Below are 23,535 nucleotides of genomic sequence, written 5' to 3'. Positions count from 1 at the left end.
CCGCCGACCTTGACCTCAACGAAGCTTGAGGTCCTACCGTCGTCGGCATGAGCATGGAGACCACCGCCTGGACGCAGCTGCACAGCGTGATGAACGCGCAGTCCCAGCGTCGCCCGTTCGCCCGCGCCACCTTGCGCCGGATCGCCGCCTTCGCCCGCCCGCACCGCGCCGGCATCGTCCGGTTCGTGCTGATCGGGGTGGTGACCGCGCTGCTCGCCGTCGCCACCCCCGTGCTCGCCGGACGCGTCGTCGACGCGATCGTGGCGGGGCACGACTCCGCCGGAGTGATCCGGCTCTCCCTGCTCATCGCGCTCGTCGCGCTCGCCGAGGCGGGACTCGGCATCCTCGGCCGGCGCCTGTCGGCGACGCTCGGGGAGGGACTCATCCTCGACCTCAGAACGGCTGTCTTCGATCATGTGCAGCGCATGCCCGTCGCGTTCTTCACCCGCACCCGCACGGGAGCGCTGGTCAGCCGGCTCAACAACGACGTGATCGGCGCCCAGCGCGCCTTCGCCAACACCCTGTCCGGCGTCGTCAGCAACCTCGTCACCCTGCTGCTCACACTCGCCGTCATGCTCACCCTGTCCTGGCAGATCACCCTGCTCGCGCTGGTGCTGCTGCCGGTGTTCGTACTGCCCGCCCGCCGCATGGGCAGCCGGATGGCCCGGATGCAGCGGGAGGCGGCGGCCCTGAACGCGGCCATGGGCACCCGGATGACCGAGCGGTTCTCCGCCCCCGGCGCCACCCTGGTCAAGCTGTTCGGCCGCCCCGAGGAGGAGTCCGCGGAGTTCGCCGCCCGCGCCGCCCGGGTCCGGGACATCGGCGTCCGCACCGCCACCGCCCAGTCCGTCTTCATCACCTCCCTCACCCTGGTCTCCGCCCTCGCCCTGGCCCTCGTCTACGGCCTCGGCGGCTGGTTCGCCCTGCACGGCACCCTGGAGCCCGGCGCGGTCGTCTCCCTCGCCCTGCTGCTGACCCGGCTGTACGCCCCGCTGACCGCGCTCGCCGGGGCCCGAGTCGAGGTGATGAGCGCGCTCGTCAGCTTCGAGCGGGTCTTCGAGGTGCTGGACCTCAGGCCCCTCATCGAGGAGAAGCCGGACGCCCGCGAGGTCCCCGAGGGCCCGGTCGCCGTCGAGTTCGACGACGTCCGCTTCGCCTACCCGGCCGCCGACCAGGTCTCCCTCGCCTCCCTGGAGGAGGTCGCCGCGCTCGACACCCGCGGCGGCACCGAGGTACTGCACGGCATCTCCTTCCGCGCCGAACCCGGCCAGACCGTCGCCCTCGTCGGCTCCTCCGGCGCCGGCAAGTCCACCATCGCCCAGCTCCTGCCGCGCCTGTACGACGTCGACGCGGGCGCCGTCCGCATCGGCGGGACCGACGTCCGCGACCTCACCTCCGCCTCCCTGCGCGCCACCCTCGGCATGGTCACCCAGGACGGCCACCTCTTCCACGACACCGTCCGCGCCAACCTGCTCCTCGCCCGCCCCGACGCCGCCGACGACGAGCTGTGGGACGCCCTCGGCCGGGCCCGGCTCGCCGACGTCGTACGCTCCCTGCCCGACGGCCTGGACACGGTCGTCGGCGAACGCGGCTACCGGCTCTCCGGCGGCGAACGCCAGCGCATGACCATCGCCCGGCTGCTGCTGGCCCGCCAGCGCGTGGTCATCCTGGACGAGGCCACCGCCCACCTGGACAACACCTCCGAGGCGGCCGTCCAGGAGGCGCTCGCCGAGGCACTCCAGGGCCGCACCGCCGTCGTCATCGCCCACCGCCTGTCCACCGTCCGCGCCGCCGACCAGATCCTCGTCGTGGAATCCGGCCGGATCGTGGAACGCGGCACCCACGACGAGCTGCTGGCGGCCGGCGGACGCTACGCCGAACTGCACCGCACCCAGTTCGCGACCCACGGCGAACCGGCGGCGGCGATGGCACCGCCGGCCGGCTGAGCGACACCGGGCCGTCCGCCGGACGGGTGCCGGGACGTGTGAGGCGGGGGTGACTGGATACGCGGGGGGAACGGCAGCATCGTCCGCGTCCGGAAGGTCATCCCCGCCCATGACCAGCGCACCCCACCACTCCGAGGTCACCCTCCGGGTCAACGGCAAACCCCACACCCTGCGCGTCGACCACCGGCGCGTCCTGCTGGACCTGCTTCGTGAGGACCTGGACCTCACCGGCTCCAAGAAGGGCTGCGACCACGGCCAGTGCGGCGCCTGCACCGTGCTGGTCGACGGGCGCCGCGTCAACAGCTGTCTGCTGCTCGCGGTCGCCCTCGACGGCAGCGAGATCACCACCGTCGAGGGCCTCGGCGGCGACGGCGAGGAACCGCACCCGCTCCAGCGGGCCTTCCTCGCCCGCGACGCCTTCCAGTGCGGCTACTGCACCCCCGGCCAGCTCTGCTCCGCCGTGGGCCTCCTCGCTGAGGCCCAGGCCGGCCACCCCTCCCACGTCACCGACCCCGCCGCCCCCTCCGGCCGGCCCGTCCCGCTGGACCGCGCCGAGATCCGCGAGCGGATGAGCGGCAACCTCTGCCGCTGCGGCGCCTACCCCCGCATCGTCGAGGCGATCGAGGACGTGATCGAGTGAACGGCTTCGGATACCTGCGCCCCGCCACCCTCCAGGAAGCCGCCGAGGCCTGCGCCGCCCACCCCGGCGCCCGCTACCTGGCCGGCGGCACCAACCTGGTCGACCTGGTCAAACTCGGCGTGGAACAACCCACCCTCCTCATCGACGTGGGCCGGCTGCCGCTGGACACCGTCGAGGAGCTGCCCGACGGCTCGCTGCGCGTCGGCGCCACCGTCCGCAACAGCGACCTCGCCGCCGACCCGCGTGTGCGCGACCGCTGGCCCGCCCTGTCCCAGGCCCTCCTCGCGGGCGCCTCCGCCCAGCTGCGCAACGCCGCCACCACCGGCGGCAACCTCCTCCAGCGCACCCGCTGCCCCTACTTCCAGGACCTGGACAAACCCTGCAACAAACGGGAACCGGGCAGCGGCTGCGGCGCCCGCGACGGCGTCCACCGCGACCACGCCGTCCTCGGCCACTCCGCGCAGTGCATCGCCACCCACCCCTCCGACATGGCCGTCGCCCTCGCCGCCCTCGACGCCCAGGTGGAGCTGTACGGCCCCGAGGGCACCCGGCGGCTGCCGGTGGCCGACTTCCACCGGCTGCCCGGCGAACACCCCGAACGGGACACCTGGATCCGCCCCGGCGAACTGATCACCGCCGTGCTGCTGCCGGCCGCCACCGCCGGCGTGCCCTCCGCCTACCGCAAGGCCCGGGACCGGGCGTCGTACGCCTTCGCCCTCGCCTCCGTCGCCGTCGCCCTGCGCGTCACGGACGGGATCGTCGACCAGGTGGGCGTCGCCTTCGGCGGGCTCGCCCACCGCCCCTGGCGGGCCCGGCACACCGAACTGGCCCTGCTCGGCGCCCCCGCCGGGCCGGACGCCTTCGAAGGAGCGGTCGCCCTCGAACTCGCGCACGCCGAGCCCCTGCGGGACAACGCCTACAAGGTGTCCCTCGCCCGCAACCTCGCCCTCGACGTCCTGAACCGCCTCGCCCCGGCCACCGCGACGGCCTGAGCCGACACAGGAGGACCCCCATGACCGGTACGACCGGGACGGCCGGCACCGCCCTGGGCGCGCCCGCCGAGCGCCGCGAAGGACGCCAGAAGGTCACCGGCACCGCCCGCTACGCCGCCGAGTACACCCTGCCCGGCCGCGCGCACGCCTGGCCCGTACCCGCCGCGATCGCCCACGGCCGGGTCACCGCCGTGGACACCTCCGAGGCCCTCGCCCTGCCCGGCGTCCTCGCCGTCCTCACCCCCGGCGACGCCCCCCGGCTCGCCGAGCCCGAGGACCACACGCTCGCCCTGCTGCAGAACCCGAAGGTGCCGCACCGCGGCTGGTGCGTGGCCCTGGCGGTCGCCGACACCCTGGAGACGGCCCGCGCCGCCGCCCGCGCGGTCCGCGTCCACTACGCCCCCGAACCCCATGACGTCACCCTCGTCACCGGTCACCCGGACGCCTACGAACCCGAGGAGGTCGGCGGCGGCTACCCCGGCCGGCTCGAACAGGGCGACCCCGCGGCCGCCTACGCCGCCGCCGAGGTCCGCCTCGACGTCACCTACCGGGTGCCGCCGCTGCACAACCACCCCATGGAGCCGCACGCCAGCACCGCCCACTGGGACGGGGACCGGCTCACCGTGTACACCTCCAGCCAGGGCGGCAGCACCGTGCGGTCCGTGCTCGCCCAACTGTTCGAGCTGCCAGAGGACCACGTCACCGCCGTCACCGAACACGTCGGCGGCGGCTTCGGCTCCAAGGGCACCCCGCGCCCCGACGTCGTCCTCGCCGCCCTGGCCGCCCGCCACACCGGCCGCCCCGTCACCGTCGCCTACCCCCGCCGGTACCTGCCCACCACCGTCGGCCACCGCGCCCCCACCGTGCAGCGGCTGCGGCTCGGCGCCCACCCCGACGGCCGGCTCACCGCCCTGCTGCACGAGGTGACCACCCAGACCTCCCGGGTGCGCGAGTTCGTGGAGCAGGCCGCGGTGCCCTCCCGCGTCATGTACGCCACCCCGGCCCTGCTCAGCACCCACCGGGTGAGCGCGCTCGACGTCCCCAGCCCGTCCTGGATGCGCGCCCCCGGCGAGGCCCCCGGCATGTACGCCCTGGAGTCGGCCATGGACGAACTCGCCGACGCCGTCGGCATCGACCCGGTGGAGCTGCGCGTACGCAACGAACCCGACCGGGAGCCGGGCAGCGGCAAGCCGTTCAGCAGCCGCGGCCTCGTCGCGTGCCTGCGCGAGGGCGCCCGCCGCTTCGGCTGGGCCGAGCGCGACCCGCGCCCCGGAGTACGCCGCGACGGCCCGTGGCTGACCGGCACCGGAATGGCCGCGGCCACCTACCCGGCCGCCGCCCAGCCGTCCGCCGCGGCGGCCCGCGCGCTGCCCGACGGCACCTTCACCATCCGGATCAACGCCACCGACATCGGCACCGGCGCCCGTACCGTCCTCGCCCAGATCGCCGCCGACCGCCTCGGCGCGCCCCTGGAGCGGGTCCGCGTCGAGATCGGCCACAGCGACCTGCCGCCCGCCCCGCTGGCCGGCGGCTCCATGGGCACCGCCTCCTGGGGCTGGCCGGTCCACGACGCCTGCGCCGAACTGGCCTCCCGGCTGGCCGCGCACCCCGGTCCGCTGCCCGCCGAGGGCATCGAGACCCGCGCGGACACCACCGGCAAGGCCGACGCCGACAGCCCCTACGCCAAGCACGCGTTCGGCGCCCACTTCGCCGAGGTCGCCGTCGACACCGTCACCGGCGAGCTCCGGGTCCGCCGGCTGCTCGGCGTCTACGCCGCCGGCCGCATCCTCAACGCCCGCACCGCGCGCTCCCAGTTCACCGGCGGCATGGTCATGGGCCTCGGCATGGCCCTGACCGAACACAGCACCCTGGACCCGGCGTTCGGCGACTTCCCCGAGGCCGACCTCGCCTCCTACCACGTGCCCGTGCACGCCGACGTCCCCGACATCGAGGCCCACTGGATCGAGGAGGACGACCCCCACCTCAACCCCATGGGCAGCAAGGGCATCGGCGAGATCGGCATCGTCGGCACCGCCGCCGCCCTCGGCAACGCCGTCCACCACGCCACCGGCCTCCGCTTCCGCGAACTCCCCCTCACCCCCGACCGGATCCTGGCCGGCCTGCTGTCCGAGGGGTGACGGTGACCGGGCCCGCCTGGGAGTACGACGGCTACCGGCCCGGCGAGGAACGCCTGCGGGAATCCCTGTGCACCCTCGGCAACGGCTACTTCGCCACCCGCGGCGCGCTGCCCGAGTGCACCGCCGACGACATCCACTACCCCGGCACCTACGCGGCCGGCTGCTACAACCGGCTCACCTCCGAGGTCGCCGGGCGCCGGGTCGAGAACGAGGACATGGTCAACCTCCCCAACTGGCTGCCGCTGCGCTTCCGCCCGGCCGGCGGCGACTGGCTCACCCCGGACACCACCGCCGTCACCGAGCACCACCAGGTCCTCCACCTCGACCCCGGGGTCCTGGAGCGCCGCACCCGCTACCCGCTCGGCCCCGGCACCGGCCTGCTCGTCCGGCAGCTCCGCCTGGTCCACCTGGCCGACCCCCATCTCGCCGCGCTGCGCACCGAGTTCACCGCCGAGGGCGGACCCCTCGACCTGGACGTGGAGGCCGCGCTCGACGGGCGCGTCACCAACTCCGGCGTCGCCCGCTACCGGGAGCTGGACGGCCGGCACCTCACCCGGGTCGAAGCCGGTGCCGCCGCCCCCGGCACGGTGTGGCTGCGCTGCCACACCCGCACCTCCGACATCGGCTTCGGCCTGGCCGCCCGGCTCACCGCCGAGGCGCCGGTCCGCCACGCCGCCGAGGACCGCCGCGCCGTCCAACGGCTGAGGCTGCGCCTTCCGCCCGGCCGGACCGCCACCGTCGACAAGACCGTCGCCCTGCACACCTCCCGCGACCCGGCCATCAGCGACCCGCTGTGCGCGGCCCTCGACCGCACCGCCGGCGCGCCCCCGTTCGAGACCCTGCTGGAGGCCCACCGCACCGTCTGGGAGCAGCTGTGGCGGCGCACCGAGCTCGACGTGCCCGGCGAGGCGGGCAGCATCCTGCGCCTGCACCTGTTCCACGTGCTGCAGACCCTCTCCCCGCACACCGCCGACCTGGACGTGGGCGTGCCCGCCCGGGGACTGCACGGCGAGGCCTACCGGGGCCATGTCTTCTGGGACGAACTCTTCGTCCTGCCCTATCTGAACCTGCACCTGCCCGAGGTCTCCCGGGCCCTGCTGCGCTACCGCCACCGCCGGCTGGACGCCGCCTGCCACGCCGCCGCCGCGCTCGGTCGGCGCGGCGCGCTCTACCCCTGGCAGAGCGGCAGCGACGGCCGCGAGGAGACCCAGCAACTGCACCTCAACCCGCGTTCCGGCCGCTGGCTGCCGGACCACTCCCGGCTCCAGCACCACGTCGGCTCCGCCGTGGCGTACAACATCTGGCAATACTGCGAGGCGACCGGCGACACGGACTTCCGGCACGGCGAGGGCGCCGAGATGCTGCTCCAGATCGCCCGCTTCTGGGCGGACTCGGCCGTCTGGGACGACCACCTCGGCCGCTACCGCATCCGGGGCGTGGTCGGCCCCGACGAGTACCACGACGCTTACCCCGGCGCCGCCCGCCCCGGCCTGGACGACAACGCCTACACCAACGTCACCGCCGCCTGGGTGCTCGGCCGCGCCCTGGAACTGCTGGCCGGCCTGCCCGAACCGCGCCGCCGCGAACTGACCGAGTACTCCGGCCTGGCCGAGGACGAGCCCGCCCGCTGGGAGCAGGTCTCCCGCCGGCTGCACATCCCCTTCCACGACGGTGTGATCAGCCAGTTCGACGGCTACGCCGACCTGGCCGAACTGGACTGGGAGGGCTACCGCAAGCGGTACGACGACATCCGGCGCCTGGACCGGATCCTGGAGGCCGAGGGCGACACCGTCAACCGCTACAAGGCGTCCAAGCAGGCCGACGTCCTCATGCTCGGCTACCTGTTCTCGCCCGGTGAACTGCGGGGCCTGTTCCAGCGGCTGGGGCACCGGCTGGACGAGCACACCTGGACCGCGACCGTCGACCACTATCTGCACCGCACCAGCCACGGTTCCACCCTCAGCGGCCTGGTCCACGGCTGGATCCTGGCCCGCGCCCGCCGCGCCGGCGCCTGGCGGTTCGTGCAGGAGGCGCTGCGCGGCGACATCGCCGACCTCCAGGGCGGCACCACCGGCGAGGGCGTCCACCTCGGCGCGATGGCCGGCACCCTCGATCTCGTCCAGCGCGGACTGACCGGCCTGGAGACCCGCGGCGGCCTGTGCCTGGACCCCGTCCCGCTGCCCGAACTGTCCTCCTACGGCTTCTCCCTGCGCTACCACGGCCACTGGGGCGTACGGCTGCGGCTGCGCAGCGGCCTGCTGGAGATCGCCGTACCGGCCTCCGACCGCTCACCCATCGACATCCGGCTGCACGACCGGGTGGTGCCCGTCGGCCCGGGGGAGACGGCCCGGCTGGTGCTGCCGGACTGAGCAGCCCCGGGCGCGTCCGGCTCGACATTCCCGGACGGAGCAGTAGATTTCCGGCAACCGTTTCGAGCGGCCGCCCGCAGCCGCGGGCACGGAACGAGCCGGACGGGGCACAGGGATGAGCCGGACGGGGGCACAAGGATGAGCCAGACGGGGCACAAGCATGAGCCAGGCGAGGGCGCAGGGATGAGCCGGCACGACGGGGCAGTGCTCCGCGCCTTCCGCCCGGGTGACGGACCGGGAGTGGTGGAGGCCTGGCGCCGCAGCGCGCCGGCCGACCCCCTCACCCCCGGCCGGTTCCGCTCCCTGGTCCTGCTCGACGCCAACTTCGACCCGGACGGGCTCCGGGTCGCCGTGACCGGCGGCCGGATCGTCGGCGCCGCCTACGCGGTGCGCCGGCTGATCCCGCAGGCCGGTACCGACCTGGAGCCCGAACAGGGCTGGATCCCGTTCTTCTTCGTCGACCCCGCCGCCCGCGGACGCGGCCTCGGCCGACGGCTGCTGACCGACGCCCTCGACTGGCTGCACGGCCACGGCCGCACCCGGGTGGACTTCGCGTCGTACACCCCGAACTACCTCCTGCCCGGCCTGGACACCGGCACCTACCCGGAAGCGGCCGGGCTCCTCGCCTCGCTGGGGTTCCGCACGCTGTACGAGGCGGCGGCGATGGACCGCGGCCTGGTCGGCTACCGCCTCCCGGACGACATCGCCCGCCGCCGGGACGACCTGACCGCACGCGGCTACCGGTTCACCACCCCGGCCGACGACGACCTGGTGGACCTGATCGCGCTCGCCGGGACCCACTTCCACGCCGACTGGGCCCGCGCGATCCGCGAGTGCTGCGCGGCCGGCACCCCACTGGACCGGATCGTCGTCGCCCGCGAGCCCTCGGGCCGGCTGGCCGGCTGGGCGATGCACGGGGCGTACGAGGCGGCCACCGAGCGGTTCGGGCCCTTCGGGGTGCGCGCGGAACTGCGCGGCACCGGCCTCGGCAAGGTCCTCCTCCACCTGGTCCTGGAGCGGATGCGGGCGCACGGCGCGCACGGCGCCTGGTTCCTGTGGACCGGCGAGGACTCCCCGGCGGGCCACCTGTACCGCGCGGCCGGCTTCACCACGACGCGGGTGTTCCGCGTCCTGCGCCGCGAGGCCGCCCGGTGACGCCGAGCCGCCGTCACTTCGCGCTCGCCCTGCCCTCGGCACTGCTCGCCGCCGGCTGCGCCGCCCCGCACCGGGGCACCGGCCGGCCCGGCGACCCCATCGTCCTCACCCTGCTCTCCCACTACGCGAGCGGCACCCTCCACCAGGCCCTCAAGGGCCCGGTCGACGAGTGGAACGCCACCCACGACCGGGTCAAGGTCCGCACGAAGGCCGTCGAGTTCACCGACCTGCTGACCACGTTCATGGTCCGCCAGGCCGCGGGCCAGGGCGCCGACATCCTCCACCCGTACTGCCTGTGGAACGGCCAGCTGGTGCGCGCCGGAGTGCTGCGGCCCGCGCCGCCCGAGCACGCCGAGCGGATCCGGCGCGACTACGGCGCGGCCGCCGTCGGCGCGGTGACGGTGGACGGCACGGTCTACGGCTATCCCACCGAGGCCCAGACGTACGCCCTCTACTACAACCGGCGGCTGCTGCGCGAGGCCGGCATCGCCGGACCGCCGGCCACCTGGCCGGAGCTGGAGGACGCCGCCTACCGCACCACCCGCCGCGACCGGTACGGCAACCCCCTCGTCCAGGGGTTCGGGCTGTCGGCGAACGACGACGCCACCACCGTCGGCCAGACCCTCGCCCTGCTGCACGCCGCCGGCGGACGCTTCGTCACCCCCGACGGCAGGTCCACCGCCATCGACGCGCCGGCCGGCCGCGCCGTGCTCGCCCTCGAACACCGGCTCGTCACCCGCGGGGCGAGCGCCCCGGCCGTCAACGTCTACCAGGCCTTCCCGTCCGGGCGGGTGGCCATGGTGGTCGGCGCGGGCTGGTGGACCGGGAGCCTGAGGCCCCTGATGGGCGGCGACTACCGGGACGTCGGCGTCGCCCCCGTGCCCGTACCCGCGCCGGGCGCCCGGCCCGCCACCCTCGCCACCGGCTTCATGCTGGGCGTCAACACGGCCAGCCGGCACCCGCGCGAGGCCTGGGAGTTCCTGCGCTGGCTCAACGCCGACCGGGTGACCGCGCGGAACGGCACCGCCGCCACCCGGATGAGCATGCTCCAGGTGTCCGCCGGCTCGCTCACCGCCCGCGCCGACGACATGCGCGCGCTCCTCGGCACGGGCGCCGACCCGAACCTGCGCCCGTTCCTGGACGCGCTGGACTACGCCGTGCCGGAGCCGAACGGTCCGGGCGCGGCCCGGGCCAAGACGCTGCTGCGCAAGAACATCGAGGCGCTGTGGACCGGCCGGAGTTCGGTCGAGGAGGCGCTGCGCACCACCCGCCGCCAGGTCGACCAGGAGGTGTCCCGGCCATGGTGAACGTCCTGACCCCGCGGTCGCCCGAGCGGGCACCGGACCCGCTGCCCGGCGCGCCCGCCGGTCACGGCCGCCGCCGGGGCCGGCACCGCGAGACGGTCGTCGCCTACCTCTTCCTGGCCCCGGCGCTGCTGTTCTTCGCGGTCTTCCTGCTCCTGCCGCTCGGCTTCGCGCTGCTGCTGTCGGTCTCCCGCTGGACCGGCTTCGACCTCGGCGCCATCGAACCGGTGGGCCCGGACAACTTCGCCGCCCTCCTCGCCGACGGGTCGACGTTCCTGGTGCCGGTCCTCACCAACACGCTGCTGTTCGCGCTCGGCACCGTGGCGCTGGCCCTCACCGGCTCGGTGGTCGTCGCCACCTGCGTGGACCGGCTGCGGTTCCAGGGGCTGTGGCGCACCCTGTACTTCCTGCCGATCGTCACGACCGTCGTCGCCGTCGGCAACGTCTGGAAGTACATGTACGAGCCGGGCGGCCTGGCCAACGGCGTCCTCAACGCCCTCGGGCTCGGCTCGGTGGCGTTCCTCCAGGACCCGGACACCGCGCTGCCCTCGGTCGTCGTCGTCCAGGCCTGGGCCTCGCTCGGCTCGGCGATCCTCGTGCTGACCGCCGGGCTGAAGTCCATCCCCGCCTCCTACCACGAGGCCGCCGCACTCGACGGCGCCGGGCCCGGCACCGTCTTCCGGCGGATCACCCTGCCGCTGCTGCGGCCCTCCCTGCTGTTCGTGTGCGTCACCCAGTTCCTCACCGGCCTGCAGTCCTTCGCGCTGATCACCGTGATGACCCGGGGCGGCCCGGGCGACGCCACCAACGTGGCCGCGCTGGAGATGTACCGGCTGGCCTTCGACCACGGCGACTGGGGCACGGCGAGCGCCGCCGCGTTCGTGCTGTTCGCCGTGGTCCTCGTGGTCACCCTGGCCCAGCTGCGGGTCTTCCGCCGAGCGGGGGAGGACGCGTGAGGCGCCGCTTCCCGTGGCTGTCGTACCTGGTCGTGGTGGCCGGCGCCCTGCTCACGGTGGTGCCGTTCCTGGACATGGTGATGACGTCCTTCAAGGGGCCGGGCGAGGCGGGCACGCTGCCGTACCGGTTCCTGCCGAAGGCGTTCGCGCTGTCCAACTACCGGGCGGCCATCGAGCAGTTGGACCTTCCGACGCTGTTCCGCAACAGCGTCGTCGTCACCACCGTGATCACCGTGTCGGTGCTGCTCACCTCGTCTCTCGCGGGCTACGCGCTGGCCAGACTCCGCTTCCCCGGACGGGACCTGGTCTTCCGGCTGGTGCTGTCGACCATGATGTTCCCGCCGTTCCTCTTCCTCATCCCGCGCTTTCTGATCCTGGTGCACTGGCCGCTGGCGGGCGGCAACGACCTGCTCGGGCGGGGCGGCGCCGGCCTGACCGTCAGCATCGTGGCCCTCGCCGTGCCGTTCCTGGTCAACGGCTTCGGGATCTTCCTGACCCGCCAGTTCATGCTGTCCCTGCCCGACGAGGTCCTGGAGGCCGCCCGCATCGACGGGGCCGGCGAGTTCACCGTGTGGTGGCGGATCGTGGTGCCGCAGACCAAACCCGTCCTGGTCACCCTCGGGCTGCTGACCTTCGTCGACGCCTGGAACGAGTACATCTGGGCGCTGCTCGTCTCCACCGCCAACCCGGACCTGATGACCCTGCCGGTCGGCGTCCAGCTGCTGCGGGACCACGTCGACCCGGCCCGCACGATGCCCGTGGTCATGGCGGGCCTCGTCCTGAGCGTCCTGCCGGTGCTCGTGCTGTTCCTGCTGCTGCAGAAGCACTACATCCGGGGCGTCATGCTCAGCGGCCTCAAATAACGATTCGCGCCCCCCGGGCATCACGGCCCGGACACACCGCCGTCCGCGATCTCGACGGCGGTGACCGGCTGGACCACCATGGGGGAGCGGTCGAGGGCGGGAGGAGCTGTGCGCACATGGGGGTGAGCGACGCGCCCTTGCGCGTCCTGGCCGTGGACGACGAACGACCCGCGCTGGACGAACTGCTGTACCTGCTGGGCGAGGACCCCCGGGTCGGCACGGCCGTGCCCGCGCGGGAGGCCACGGAGGCGCTGCGCCGGCTGAACGACGCCCTCACCCGGGACCCGGACGGCCCGGAGGGCTTCGACGTCGTCTTCCTCGACATCGGCATGCCCGGCCTCAGCGGCCTCGAACTGGCGCGTACCCTCGGCGGGTTCACCGCGCCACCGCTGATCGTCTTCGTCACCGCCTACGAGGACTTCGCCGTGCGCGCCTTCGACCTCAAAGCGGTGGACTACCTGCTCAAACCGCTGCGCAAGGAGCGCTTCGCCGAGGCCGTACGCCGCGTCGCCGAACTGGTCCGGGCCGGCCAGGGCCCCCGCCCGGCCGGGCCCCCGGCGCCCGCGCCCGCCGCGCCCGGCACCGGCGGCCACGTGCCCGTGGAACTCGGCGGGGTGACCCGGTTCGTGCCCCTGGCCGACATCACCCATGTCGAGGCGCAGGGCGACTACGCGCGGCTGCACACCGGCGAGGGCAGCCACCTGGTGCGGATCCCGCTGTCCACCCTGGAGGAACAGTGGCGCGCGCACGGCTTCGTACGGATCCACCGCAGCCGGCTGGTCGCCCTCGGCCGGATCGAGGAACTCCGGGTGGAGGGCGGCAACCTGACGGTCCGCATCGGTGACCGGACGCTCGCCGTGAGCCGCCGCAACGCCCGCGACCTGCGCGAGATGCTCACCGGCCGCGCGACGGGCCGGGCCCGCTGAGCGCGGCCCCTCAACCACCCTGGGGGGGTGTTAAGTTGGGCGCCATGGACGCAGGCAACCTCGCCCGGGCGGAGACGGACGGCCCCCCGGCGCTCCCCGCGCGGCACGGCACGTTCGCCGTCGACAAGGACTTCACGGTGCCCCGCGCCGAGGTCTTCCGGGGCTTCGCCGAACCCTCCCTGCGCAGCCGCTGGTTCCGGCTCCCCGGTCCCTCCGGCACCGCCGGGCACGACCTGGACTTCCGGGTCGGCGGCGGCGAGAGTGCCAGTAACGTCTTCGTCTCCGGTGACACCGAGGAACGCCTCGCCTACCGCTCCCGCTTCCTGGACATCGTCCCGGACACCCGCATCGTGTACGTCTACGAGGCCGAGGTCGACGGCGTCCGCCGCTGGATCTCCCTCGTCACCGTCGAACTCTCCGACGAGGTGGCCGGTTCCCGTCTGACCTGGACCGAGCAGTACACCTGGCTCGTGCCCACCGGCGACGGCGAGCAGGACGCCGCCCATCTGCGCGGCGGCACCCGCCTGCTGCTCAACGGCCTGTCCACGGTGGTGGATCCGGACCGCTACGCCGGTCTCGTGCGCCATCCCGGGTCGTAGGCGCCGCGCCGGCTCACAGCCGGACGCGCAGATGGCGGGGACCGCGCAGCATGGCGTTCCGCCGGTACGGCGGGTCCTCGGCCAGCTCCGCGCGCTCCAGCCGGGGCAGCAGCGCGCCCAGCGCGGTCTGCGCCTCGATACGGGCGAGCGGCGCGCCGTAGCACAGGTGGATGCCGCTGCCGAAACCCAGGTGCTCGTTGTCCGGGCGGTCCGGCACGAACCGGTCCGGCTCGGGGAAACGCCGCGGGTCGCGGTTGCCGGAGGCCAGCGCCAGCATCACGGAGGTGCCCGCGGGGATCGTGGTGCCGGCCACCTCGATGTCCACCAGGGGCACCCGTTCGCGCAGGTGGACCGGTGGCTCGTAGCGCAGCAACTCCTCCACCGCTAGCGGCAGCAGGCCGGGCTCCCGGCGCAGCCGCCTAAGGTGCTCCGGCCCGCGCAGCAGGGTCAGCACCCCGTTGGTGATCAGGTTCACCGTGGTCTCGTGCCCGGCGATGAGCAACAGCGCGGACGTCACCGCGAGTTCCTGCGGACTGAGCCGCAGCGACGGATCGGGCTCGTTGACGAACGCCGAGAGCAGGTCGTCCGTCGGCCGGCCGCGCCGCCGCTCGGCGAGGTCCAGCAGATACTCCCGCAGCTCGGCCCCCGCCCGGTCGCCGGCCCGCTCCACCTCGGTGGTGTCCTCGCCCGGCCGGATGTCGGCGGTCGCCACCAGGGCGTCGGACCAGGCGCGGAACCGCGGCTCGTCCTCGCGCGGCACGCCGAGCAGCCGGCAGATCACGATGACGGGCAGCGGGTAGGCGAAGTCGTCCACGATGTCGACCGGCCGGTCCGCCGGGAGGTCCGCCAGCAACTCCTCGGTGATCCGGGCGATCTCCCCGCGCATGGCGTCGACCCGGTGCGGGCTGTGCGGCGGGCCGAACGGCCGCATGGCCAGGGTGCGCAGCCGGTGGTGCTCGGGGTCGTCCAGCCGCAGGAACGACGCGTCCCGTGTTCCCTCGTACGGCGTCGGCGCGGTCCGGGACCGCTCGTCGGCGCTCATCCGGGGGTCGTGCAGCAGCGCGGCGATCTCGTGGTAGCCGCCGGCCAGGAAGGTGCCGTCCTCCTGCCGTACCACCGGCCCCGCCGCACGCAGCTGCGCGTACAGCGGATAGGGGTCGGGGCGGCTGGCGTAGTCGGTGATCCGGGCCAGCAGGGTGCCGGGGTCCATGGCGGCTCCTCGTGGTCGGGCGGGACGCGGGGGTCAGCCGGGCGGCCGCACCACCATCAGCCGGCGGTCGGGCAGATGACCGGTGAGCGCCACGACGGGTTCGTGGGACAGCTCCCCGGGGTCCGGCACGTCCGAGGGCACCGGGATGTCCGCCGTCAGCGCGCGGTCCGCCGCGCCGGGCGGGGGCGGGAACGGGGCGGCGGTCTCGATCAGATGCCGGTAGTAGTCGACCGACTTGGCCATGTCCACGGTGACCGCGGCGGTGACCCGCCCCCGGTAGCCGTAGACCATCGCCAGCCGGCCCGCCTCCAGCGAGCCCTGCGCGATGACGACGTGGTCGGAGTAGGTCGGCACGCCCACCGACTTGATGTTCCGCCCGAACTGGGTGGACCAGAACACCGGCAGGGACAGGTGCGGGCGGCGCAGCGGTCCGGGGCTGACCATGTTGTGGGCCGCCACCTCCGCCTGCGCGACCGCGTTCCCCCAGTGTTCCAGGGAGAGCATCTGGTAGCCGAACAGCGGGTGCGGGAACCGGGAGACGTCCCCGGCCACGAAGACGTCGTCGGTGACGATGCCGTAGCGGGTGAAGGCGCGGCAGCCCGCGTCGCAGGCGATCCCGCGCGGGCCCGCCGCCAGCCCCGATTCCGCCAGCCACTCCACATTGCGCACCGCGCCCAGCGCCACCACGCACACATCCGCCTGGACGCGGCTCCCGTCGGACAGGTCCGCCCCGGTGAACCGGCCGGCGCCGTCGCCGAGCAGCGCGGTGACCGTCACCCCGCAGCGCAGGTCCACCCCGTGCCCGCGGTGCATCAGGGCCGCGAGCCGCGACAGCGTCCCGCCGAACGCGCCCACCAGGGGAGCGGGGCCGCGTTCGGCGACCGTCACCTCCAGCCCGCGCTCGCGGCACGCCGAGGCGATCTCCGAGCCGGTGAAACCGGCGCCGATCACCAGCACCCGCTCCGGACCGGCGGCCAGCCGTGCCGCCAGCCCCGCCGCGTCCTCGCGGGTGCGCAGGGTGAACACCCCGTCCAGGGCCGCCTGCGCGGGGTCGGGCCAGGGCCGGGCCCGGGTGCCGGTGGCGATCAGCAGCCGGTCGTACGGCAGCGCGTCCCCGTCGGCCAGCAGGACGCGCCGGGCCAGCGGGTCCAGCCCGGTGGCGGCCACCCCGAGACGCCACTCGGCGTCCGGGTCCCGGCGCACCGGCAGCCCCGTGCTGTCCGCCGGGACGTCGCCGAGCAGCACCTGCTTGGACAGCGGCGGCCGGTCGTAGGGCGGGTGGGGCTCGTCCCCGACCACGGTCAGCGAGCCGGTGAAGCCCTCGTCGCGGAGCGTCTCCGCCGCCCGCAGCCCGGCGAGCGAGGCACCGACGACGACGATACGGCCGTCCCGCGGATCACCCGTCACCGGCGGTCACCTCCTCGCCGACCAGGATCGCCTGCACCGGGCAGGCGGCCGCGGCCTGGCGGACGCGTTCCAGCCGGTCATCGGGCACCGCCGGGGTGTAGAGCAGTCCTTCCTCCCCGTGCAACCGGAAGACTTCCGGGGCGAGGAACACACACTGTGCGTAGCCCTGGCAGCGTGTGAGATCCACCACGATCCGCATGGCCGTCGCTCTTCCCGCTCGGCTGACCGCTGACCGTCCCATCATGGGCGGCGCGGCGGCCGCCCGCCACGCGAGCCAGGTGGCGCGAGCGGTCCTCAGTCGGCGCCGGGCTGGACCAGCTTGAAGGCCAGCCGGGCGCCGGCCCGGTGCACCGACCGGCGCAGGCGCGCGGTCAGGGGCCGGGTGGGGGCCGCGGGCGGCCTGGCGGCCAGCCGGGGGAAGAGCGCCTCGGCGTTGGTGCGGCTGACGGCGGTCAGGGTGTCCGGGTCCACGTGGGTGTCCAGGCCGGCGGTGAAGTACTGCCCGGCGGCGGTGGGCGCGAACGGCCAGTCGCTGCCGAACAGGACGTGCCCGGGCCGGGCGAAGCCCAGCAGGGTGGGCAGGGCCGCCGGACTGGAGGAGAGCGCGGTGTCGAAGTAGAAGGACCGGAAGTCCTCCAGCACGTCCAGCGGGCAGCGCCCGGTGTCGTTGGCGATGGTGACGGCCATGCGGTGGGAGGCGTACGGCACGAAGCCGCCGCCGTGGCTCAGCACGAACCGGATGTTCGGGTGGTCGCGCACGATGTCGCCCCGCACCAGGAGGTAGGCGGCGCGGGTGGTGTCGAGCAGGAAGTCGGCGGCGAACGGCGGGATGTCCTTGATCGCGGGCGCCGGCAGCTCGGCCGGGTGGACGAACACCACCGCGCCGTGCTCGTCCAGGCACCGCCACAGCGCGTCCTGGCCGGGCGCGCCGAGGTAGACGCCCTGGGTGTTGGCGAGCAGGGTGACCCCGTCCGCCCCCAGCGAGAGCAGGGCCCGGCGGGCCTCGTTCACGGCGGCCTCGGCGTCCGGCATGGGCAGCGTGGCGAACCAGCCGAAGCGGCCGGGGTGGTCGGCGGCCAGGGCGGCGGAGAAGTCGTTGAGCCGCCGGGCCAGGCCGGCGGCCTCGGCCGGGTCGGTGAGGAAGCCGGTGCCGGGCGTCGAGACGGACACCATCGCCGTGGCGGTGCCCAGCAGGTCCATCGACTCCAGGGCCGCACCGGGGTTCCAGTCGGGCAGGGCGCGGCCACCCGCCTCGGCGATGCCCGCCTGGGCGAGCAGGGCACCGTAGAAGGGCGGTGTGACGTGCTGGTGGACGTCGATCCGGCGAAGTGCGGCGGGCATGCGGTGACCTGCTGACTCTCTCTCGGGGATGGATTTCCGGACGGCGCGGGCGGGCGGCGGTTGTCCGCCGGACGTCACCGGCACCGGGCCGAGACGGCCGGGGCGCGCCTCGACGGGCCCGGCCGGCGACGGCGGCGGGCGCGGCGGTCGAGACTCCGGGTGATGTCCGCGGACCGGGGTCCGGGGCGCTGCCGTAACCGGTGCGGACGCCCGGCCGGCGCCGTGGCGCGGGGCCGGACCACCTGTCCGCCCCGGAGCCGGGAGCGCCCGGGGCGCGCCCGCCGGAACCGGCCGGCGCACGCGGGTTTGCCGGCCCCGCTCGGTCGCGGGGCGGACCCGTCGCGTCGCCGGCCGGCCGGGGTCATCGCTCGCTCTCCGCGGCCATGCGCACGCCCGCCTCGTACACCAGCCGGGCGTGGAACTGGAACATCTCCACCAGATCGACGCTGTCGCCGTTGAACTCCCGCTGGACGAACAGCCCGTCGGCCCCGGCGATGGCATAGGTGGTCAGGACGCGCACCGCGTCCTCGTCGAGCTGCGGCAGCACGAACCGGACGACTTCCTCGATCCGCTGCCGCGCGATGTGGCGGACCTGGAAGAACACCGTCCGGCTCCGGGGCTCCTCGGGCCGCCGCTCCAGGGCGAGCATGAGGCCGAGACGCAGGAAGTCCGGCTCGTTCACCAGGGACTTGGCCACGTTCGCCGCCATGATCATGGCCCGGTCCAGGGGAGTGCCGGCCTCCTCGCCGGGCAGCTCGACGGCCGCGAGCCAGGTCTCGAAGCTGCGCTCGATGACCGCGGCGATCAGATCGTCCTTGTCCCTGAAGTGCCAGTAGATCGAACTGGCCGGCAAGCCGCACCGGGAGCTGACCGCCGCGATCGACGTGCCGTCGTACCCGCGTTCCCCCGCGATGGCCACCGCCGCGTCGAGAATCCGCTGCCGCGACTCCACGCCGTTGGCGCGCTTCTTGCCACTCGTCCGCGGCCCGGTCATGCAGAAGACCCTTCCGTCGCCCCGCTCTTGACCCTGTCGGGCGCCGATCTTACCGTAATGCCTGCTCCAATTGGAGCAGGCATTACAGCAAGTCGCGGAACCGCCGGACGGCCTTCGCGCGCGAGGGTCGCGCCGGTGCCGGAATCAGTCCTCGACCCAGCCGTGGCTCTCGCTGAACTTCACCAGGGCGGCGCGGATGCCGAGGATCTGCTCCGCGGTCAGCAGCGGGCTCGCGTTCAGCAGCAGCTCCGTCACCTCGCGCCGGTACTCCGCGGCGCTGAGCACGTCGCACATCGGCTGCCCGGACTCGTCCAGCGACACCGGCCGCGCCGCCGCGCCCGGCCGCCTCGGCACGCCGGGCTCGACGCCCTCGGCGAGCCGGATGTTCGACGCCTTCGGCCCCCGCTCGCCGTTCTCCACGTCGAACTCCACGACCAGGCCCGTGCGCACGTACTCCTCGGGGATCAACAGATCGTTCACGTGCAGGAAGACATCCTCTCCGCCGCCTTCCGGCGCGACGAACCCGTAACCGCGCGAACTGTCGAAACGGACGACACGACCCGCGACCATGCGGAACCCCCAACTCCTCGAAACCACACACCCTCCGGGACCTGTCCCCGGAAACCGTGTACGGATCGTAGCCGCGCACCGCCGCCGCCCGGCGGCCCTCCTCTCGGGCATGATCGAGGTCATGGAGCACGCACACCTGCCGACCACCGAGGCCGCGGTCACCGCGATACGCGCGCTGGCCGAGGAGTTCCGCCTGTCGGTGTCGGTCACCGACGACATCGGGGCCGACCGCACCTCGCGTCGTACCTCGGCCCCGCTCTTCACCGTGACCGACCCCGACGGCTCGCTGCCGCACGAGGCGTTCGTGGAACTGGCGGGCCCGCCGTCGGTGAGCGTCCGGCTCTTCCCCGAGGACGACGCGAAGATCACCGTCGAGGGCGTGGAGTTCCACGACGTCCCCCGCGACTCGGTCCCCGCCTTCCTCCGCTCCGTCTACGGCGGACTGGCCTTCACCAGGGGCCGGCGCTTCCCGCCCGGCCAGTGGCTCGTCGTCCCCCTGCCCGGCGACGAGACGTACAAGGAACTGATCCCCCTGTCGTTCCTGACGCCCTGGCTCGCCCGGAGCGCCCGTCGCTGACGCTCCGGGAAGACTTGGCTGCCGAAGGAGTCCCAGCGGCAGGGAGGGCTCACATCCGGGCGTACGGCTGGGAGGACAGGGTCTCGAAGGGGAGGCGGACGGTGGTGGCCGTTCCGGTGTCGGCGTTGGCCGTGCGCAGGGCGGTCAGCTCCTGCGCCGTCAGCGCGCGCCGCACCAGGCGGAACTCGTCCAGGGAGCCCTTGAACCGGTCGTAGCCGTCCGGACTGGCCCCCAGATGAAGGCCCAGCACGGCGAAGCCGTCGTCGTACGTCACCGAGCCGGCCGGGGCCGCCGCCTCGCCGGATGGTCCGCCGTCCACCGACAGGCTCAGCTTCCCGCCCGTGCGCTGGAGCACCACGTGGTGCCAGGCGCCGTCGCCGAAGGCGTAGGCCGCGCTCGGATCGGTGGCGTACACGAGGGTGGTGGCCGTCTCCGTCTGCAACAGGGCGGTGAGCCGGTCCTGGCCCGGCTGGGCCCGCAGCCACAGCTGCCGTTCCGCCCCGCCGATGCCGTACGCCCAGAAGAGGACCTGGTTGGCGCTGGACTGACCGGCCGTGTAGCGCATCCAGGTGGCCACGGTGAAGTCACGGGAGCCGAGGGCCTCGTCGGCGCCGTACGGCAGCTCGACGGAGTCGTCCGTGCCGTCCAGGGCCAGCCCGGCGCCGAACCGGCCGCCGCCCGCCGAGGACACGGGCCGGGCCCCGCCGCGTACGAAGGCGTGGTTGCAGCGCGCCGAGGAGTCCGGGGTCGCCGGGCCCGCGGCCGGCCGGGCCACCAGGTGGGCCTCGGTGTTGCCGTTCTCCATGGACCACGACACCGCGGGCCGGTCGGCGGGGTAGCCGCCCGTGGAGCCGACGGCGGACTGCGCGGCCCTCGTCAGCTCGTCGGTCGTCAACGCCCGCTTGTACAGCCGGACTTCGTCCAGGGAGCCGGTGAACGGGATGAGGTTGCCCGGCTTGGAGCCGACCCGCAGCCCCTCCGGAGTCGCCGTCGAGGTGAGGGCACCGGACAGCCCGGTCGCCTCGGCGGCCGTCGTGCCGTCCACGCTCAGCCGCAGCGTGCCACCGCTCCGGCCGACCGCGAGCAGGTGCCAGGCGCCGTCCCCGAAGGCGGCCGACGGGCCGGGGTCGGTCAGCGCCACCTGCGTCGCCCCCGCGGGGGTCTCGGCCCACGCGAGCAGCCGCCGCTGGGACGGCTGCGCGCGCACCCACAGCGAGGGTTCGCCGGAGACCGAGCCGTAGGCCCACAGCAGCGCGGCGTTCGCGTCGGTCTCGGTCAGGGTGTGCCGGAACCACAGGGTGTAGGTGAAGTCGCCGGAGCCCACGTCGAGGGCCGGCAGATAGGGCACCTCGACGCCGGGCCGGGACGCCGAGACGGAGATCGCGCCTTTGCCGACCCGGCCGGCCACCTCACCGGGCGGCCCGCCGAGGAGGGTGCCGTCGGCGCAGTGCCCCGAGACGTCGTCCTCGATCCCGACCGAGGTCAGCGCCGGCACCTCGGCCGTGTCGATCACCTGGAACGGAAGGCGCACCCCGAGCCGGTCCTCCGCGTCAGGGGCCGAGTTCGCGGTGCGCAACGCCGCGAGCTGGGCATCGGTCAGCGCGCCGCGGTACATCCGGAACTCGTCCAGGCCGCCGCCGAAGGGGTCACCGGCCGTGCTGTCGGGCTTGGCCCCGAGCCGGATCCCGTCGACCCCGTCGGCGCGGCCGGCGCTCACCGGCCCGGCCACCCCGGTGGCCTGCGCCGAGGACGTGCCGTCCACCGCGAGCGTGATCCGGCCGCCGTCGCGCACCAGTGTCAGATGGTGCCAGGCGTCGTCGCCGAAGGCGCCCGCCGGACCGGGACCGGTCAGGGCGACCGAGGCGGTGCCGCCGGTGCCCTGCACCCACGCGTACAGCCGGTTCAGCCCGGGCTGGGCGCGCACCCACACCTGCGGTTTCGTCGCGCCGTACCCGTAGGCCCACATCAGCACCCGCTGCTGGGTCTCGCCGGGCTGCGCCTTGTACTTGAAGAACACCGAGTAGGTGAAGTCGCCGTCGCCCGGGTCGATTCCCGGCGCGTACGGCACGTCGGCGTACTCACCCGGGCCGTCGAGCGCCAGACCCTGCTCCCAGCGGCCCGCACCGAGCGCCGACCCCCCGGCGAGGTAGGCGTCGTCGGCGTCCGGGGTGGTGTCGGGGGTGGTGCGGCCCGCGGCCGGGGACGGCTGCGGGTGGACCGCGCCGGTGAAGGTGCCCGGCACGCCGGCCGCCGCGGGGGTGAAGCGGTTGAAGTAGATGTTGGCCGCCGAGAAGCCGTCACCGCCCTCGTAGACCAGGCCGATCTCGCCGTCGGTCAGCTCGGCGAGGTCCGAGTAGCCGGCCCGCTTGGCGTTGACCTGCGCGGCGTCGTGCCAGGTGGTGCCGCGGTCCGTGGAGTAGCGGATCCGCATGTTCTGCCGGTCCGTCGGGTGCGAGGGTGCCGAGAGGACGAGCGTGTCCCCGGGCGTGGCCTGGTACGTCTGCTCCAGTGCCAGGACCGACGCCTGCGCCTCGGGTGTGGTCAGCGAGGGCACGACCTGCTGCACGGGTACGCTCGCGCCCGCGTCGGTGCTGACGGCGTGGGTACGGTGCCCGGACGACGTGCCGTTGTTGTTGCGGGCGTTGATGTACACCTGGCCGCCCTCCAGTTCGGCGACGGTGGGCTCGCCCGGCGCGATCCCGGGCCCGGAGGAGTCGGGCGTGGTGCTCGCGAACCACTGCTCGCCGTCGTCGCTGTAGAGCACCCCGACGTACTCGGCGTCCCGGCCGGAGCGGGGCAGGGACTCGTACGCCCCCACCACCAGCCGGCCCGCCTTGTCGCCGTGTTTGAGCTGGATGCCGTGCGAGGGGCCGGTGCCGAACCACCCGTCCTGCGGGTTCACCAGTCGCGGCAGCGGCTTCGGGGCGCCGAAGGTCAGCCCGTCGTCCGTGCTGCGCTGGACGTACGGCAGCCGTTTGCCGCCCGGCTCGGCCGGTTCCGCCGTGGAGAGCAGGTAGACGGCGCCGGTGCGCAGGTCGGCGACGGGAGAGGGGTTGCCGCGCGTGTAGGGCGTCTCCGGGTCGGTGTCGCCGCCGGTGAGCGCCACGCGGACGGGGCCCCAGGTGCGGCCGCCGTTGGTGGAGCGGCGCACGACGATGTCGATGGCGCCCCGGTCGGCGCAGGAGGGTGAGCGCCGGGCCTCCGCGAAGGCGAGCAGCGTGCCCGTCTTCGTGCGGACGATCGTGGGGATGCGGAAGCATCCGTATCCGGCGGTCCCGGAGCGGAAGAGTATCTGTTCGGTGCCGATGAGGCCGTCGGACGACGGCTGTGTACCGCCGGCGGCGGCGGGCGGCGCGACGGCCCCGAGGAGGAGCAGCAGCAGGGGTATGAGCAGGCTTATGCGTGGGCGTATGCGTGCGCAGGACACGGCGGCGCGGACCTTTCTGGAGCGGTGCGGGCCCGCGGTGGGCCCCCGACCGTGGGCAGACCGCCGCCCGGTCCGCCCCGTGCCCGTGCCGCGGGGACGGAAGAAGAGCGGGGCGGAGCGG

Annotated in this window: 19 protein-coding genes; 12 read left to right on the top strand and 7 right to left on the bottom strand. The window is 74.4% G+C overall.

What is annotated here, in order from left to right:
* Window positions 1-53: 53 nt before the first annotated feature.
* From IH25_RS0119635 to IH25_RS0119580, 11 genes are all read left to right on the top strand, one after another.
* Window positions 54-1,946 carry an ABC transporter ATP-binding protein gene (locus IH25_RS0119635; RefSeq protein WP_030611780.1) on the top strand — a complete coding sequence of 631 codons (1,893 nt, stop codon included), beginning with the start codon at window positions 54-56 and terminating at the stop codon, window positions 1,944-1,946.
* A 109-nt stretch (window positions 1,947-2,055) separates the two neighbouring features.
* The gene (locus IH25_RS0119630) at window positions 2,056-2,586 is read left to right on the top strand and encodes a 2Fe-2S iron-sulfur cluster-binding protein (RefSeq protein ID WP_030611778.1); all 531 of its coding nucleotides are present in this window, start codon (window positions 2,056-2,058) and stop codon (window positions 2,584-2,586) included.
* Window positions 2,583-3,578 (top strand): FAD binding domain-containing protein, encoded by a 996-nt coding sequence (locus IH25_RS0119625; protein ID WP_030611775.1) that lies wholly within the window; start codon window positions 2,583-2,585, stop codon window positions 3,576-3,578. Before IH25_RS0119630 ends, IH25_RS0119625 begins: the two co-directional genes overlap by 4 nt.
* 20 nt (window positions 3,579-3,598) lie before the next feature.
* The gene (locus tag IH25_RS0119620; protein ID WP_030611772.1) at window positions 3,599-5,716 is read left to right on the top strand and encodes a xanthine dehydrogenase family protein molybdopterin-binding subunit; all 2,118 of its coding nucleotides are present in this window, start codon (window positions 3,599-3,601) and stop codon (window positions 5,714-5,716) included.
* Between the two features lie 2 nt (window positions 5,717-5,718).
* Window positions 5,719-8,085 carry a glycoside hydrolase family 65 protein gene (locus IH25_RS0119615; protein ID WP_107058421.1) on the top strand — a complete coding sequence of 789 codons (2,367 nt, stop codon included), beginning with the start codon at window positions 5,719-5,721 and terminating at the stop codon, window positions 8,083-8,085.
* A gap of 183 nt (window positions 8,086-8,268) precedes the next feature.
* Window positions 8,269-9,240, top strand: coding sequence for a GNAT family N-acetyltransferase (locus IH25_RS0119610; RefSeq protein WP_030611766.1), 972 nt, complete (start codon window positions 8,269-8,271; stop codon window positions 9,238-9,240).
* Entirely contained in the window at window positions 9,237-10,547 is a 1,311-nt protein-coding gene (locus IH25_RS0119605) for an ABC transporter substrate-binding protein (protein ID WP_030611763.1), read from the top strand. Before IH25_RS0119610 ends, IH25_RS0119605 begins: the two co-directional genes overlap by 4 nt.
* Window positions 10,541-11,500, top strand: a complete 960-nt coding sequence (locus IH25_RS0119600) for a carbohydrate ABC transporter permease (RefSeq protein ID WP_030611761.1) — start codon at window positions 10,541-10,543, stop codon at window positions 11,498-11,500. The genes IH25_RS0119605 and IH25_RS0119600 overlap by 7 nt, the downstream gene beginning before the upstream one ends.
* Window positions 11,497-12,363: a carbohydrate ABC transporter permease gene (locus tag IH25_RS0119595; protein WP_030611758.1), complete on the top strand. Its 867-nt coding sequence runs from the start codon at window positions 11,497-11,499 to the stop codon at window positions 12,361-12,363. The genes IH25_RS0119600 and IH25_RS0119595 overlap by 4 nt, the downstream gene beginning before the upstream one ends.
* A gap of 116 nt (window positions 12,364-12,479) precedes the next feature.
* Window positions 12,480-13,289 carry a LytR/AlgR family response regulator transcription factor gene (locus tag IH25_RS0119585; RefSeq protein WP_030611753.1) on the top strand — a complete coding sequence of 270 codons (810 nt, stop codon included), beginning with the start codon at window positions 12,480-12,482 and terminating at the stop codon, window positions 13,287-13,289.
* A gap of 44 nt (window positions 13,290-13,333) precedes the next feature.
* Window positions 13,334-13,888, top strand: coding sequence for an SRPBCC domain-containing protein (locus tag IH25_RS0119580; RefSeq protein ID WP_051754045.1), 555 nt, complete (start codon window positions 13,334-13,336; stop codon window positions 13,886-13,888).
* 13 nt (window positions 13,889-13,901) lie between these two features.
* On the opposite strand, the gene IH25_RS0119575 is transcribed toward IH25_RS0119580, so the two are convergent.
* The 6 genes from IH25_RS0119575 to IH25_RS0119550 all read right to left on the bottom strand — a co-directional run bounded on the left by IH25_RS0119575 (window position 13,902) and on the right by IH25_RS0119550 (window position 19,410).
* Window positions 13,902-15,098 (bottom strand): cytochrome P450, encoded by a 1,197-nt coding sequence (locus tag IH25_RS0119575; RefSeq protein WP_030611747.1) that lies wholly within the window; start codon window positions 15,096-15,098, stop codon window positions 13,902-13,904.
* A 33-nt stretch (window positions 15,099-15,131) separates the two neighbouring features.
* Window positions 15,132-16,505, bottom strand: coding sequence for an NAD(P)/FAD-dependent oxidoreductase (locus IH25_RS0119570; RefSeq protein ID WP_030611744.1), 1,374 nt, complete (start codon window positions 16,503-16,505; stop codon window positions 15,132-15,134).
* Window positions 16,495-16,704 (bottom strand): ferredoxin, encoded by a 210-nt coding sequence (locus IH25_RS0119565; RefSeq protein WP_030611740.1) that lies wholly within the window; start codon window positions 16,702-16,704, stop codon window positions 16,495-16,497. The genes IH25_RS0119570 and IH25_RS0119565 overlap by 11 nt, the downstream gene beginning before the upstream one ends.
* A 95-nt stretch (window positions 16,705-16,799) precedes the next feature.
* Window positions 16,800-17,846, bottom strand: coding sequence for an amidohydrolase family protein (locus IH25_RS0119560; protein ID WP_030611737.1), 1,047 nt, complete (start codon window positions 17,844-17,846; stop codon window positions 16,800-16,802).
* 361 nt (window positions 17,847-18,207) lie between these two features.
* Window positions 18,208-18,840: a TetR/AcrR family transcriptional regulator gene (locus IH25_RS0119555; RefSeq protein WP_030611735.1), complete on the bottom strand. Its 633-nt coding sequence runs from the start codon at window positions 18,838-18,840 to the stop codon at window positions 18,208-18,210.
* A 144-nt stretch (window positions 18,841-18,984) separates the two neighbouring features.
* A complete protein-coding gene (locus tag IH25_RS0119550; RefSeq protein ID WP_030611732.1) occupies window positions 18,985-19,410 on the bottom strand; it encodes a cold-shock protein in 426 nt (141 codons plus the stop codon).
* Between the two features lie 121 nt (window positions 19,411-19,531).
* On the opposite strand from IH25_RS0119550, the gene IH25_RS0119545 reads away from it, so the two are divergent.
* Window positions 19,532-19,987: a hypothetical protein gene (locus tag IH25_RS0119545; protein ID WP_030611730.1), complete on the top strand. Its 456-nt coding sequence runs from the start codon at window positions 19,532-19,534 to the stop codon at window positions 19,985-19,987.
* 49 nt (window positions 19,988-20,036) lie between these two features.
* On the opposite strand, the gene IH25_RS0119540 is transcribed toward IH25_RS0119545, so the two are convergent.
* Window positions 20,037-23,414, bottom strand: a complete 3,378-nt coding sequence (locus IH25_RS0119540; RefSeq protein ID WP_030611728.1) for a sialidase family protein — start codon at window positions 23,412-23,414, stop codon at window positions 20,037-20,039.
* Window positions 23,415-23,535: the final 121 nt, after the last annotated feature.

Origin of the sequence: Streptomyces achromogenes subsp. achromogenes, from assembly GCF_000720835.1 — a bacterium.
In the GTDB taxonomy this organism is placed as follows: domain Bacteria; phylum Actinomycetota; class Actinomycetes; order Streptomycetales; family Streptomycetaceae; genus Streptomyces; species Streptomyces achromogenes.
This window is presented reverse-complemented; position numbering and strand designations above follow the sequence as displayed.

Bases quoted from the DNA above. Each gene is read 5' to 3' on its own strand.
- IH25_RS0119635 (WP_030611780.1), top strand. From the start codon at position 54: ATGGAGACCACCGCCTGGACGCAGCTGCACAGCGTGATGAACGCGCAG.
- IH25_RS0119630 (WP_030611778.1), top strand. From the start codon at position 2,056: ATGACCAGCGCACCCCACCACTCCGAGGTCACCCTCCGGGTCAACGGC.
- IH25_RS0119620 (WP_030611772.1), top strand. From the start codon at position 3,599: ATGACCGGTACGACCGGGACGGCCGGCACCGCCCTGGGCGCGCCCGCC.
- IH25_RS0119610 (WP_030611766.1), top strand. From the start codon at position 8,269: ATGAGCCGGCACGACGGGGCAGTGCTCCGCGCCTTCCGCCCGGGTGAC.
- IH25_RS0119600 (WP_030611761.1), top strand. From the start codon at position 10,541: ATGGTGAACGTCCTGACCCCGCGGTCGCCCGAGCGGGCACCGGACCCG.
- IH25_RS0119585 (WP_030611753.1), top strand. From the start codon at position 12,480: ATGGGGGTGAGCGACGCGCCCTTGCGCGTCCTGGCCGTGGACGACGAA.
- IH25_RS0119580 (WP_051754045.1), top strand. From the start codon at position 13,334: ATGGACGCAGGCAACCTCGCCCGGGCGGAGACGGACGGCCCCCCGGCG.
- IH25_RS0119575 (WP_030611747.1), bottom strand. From the start codon at position 15,098: ATGGACCCCGGCACCCTGCTGGCCCGGATCACCGACTACGCCAGCCGC.
- IH25_RS0119565 (WP_030611740.1), bottom strand. From the start codon at position 16,704: ATGCGGATCGTGGTGGATCTCACACGCTGCCAGGGCTACGCACAGTGT.
- IH25_RS0119560 (WP_030611737.1), bottom strand. From the start codon at position 17,846: ATGCCCGCCGCACTTCGCCGGATCGACGTCCACCAGCACGTCACACCG.
- IH25_RS0119555 (WP_030611735.1), bottom strand. From the start codon at position 18,840: ATGACCGGGCCGCGGACGAGTGGCAAGAAGCGCGCCAACGGCGTGGAG.
- IH25_RS0119550 (WP_030611732.1), bottom strand. From the start codon at position 19,410: ATGGTCGCGGGTCGTGTCGTCCGTTTCGACAGTTCGCGCGGTTACGGG.
- IH25_RS0119545 (WP_030611730.1), top strand. From the start codon at position 19,532: ATGGAGCACGCACACCTGCCGACCACCGAGGCCGCGGTCACCGCGATA.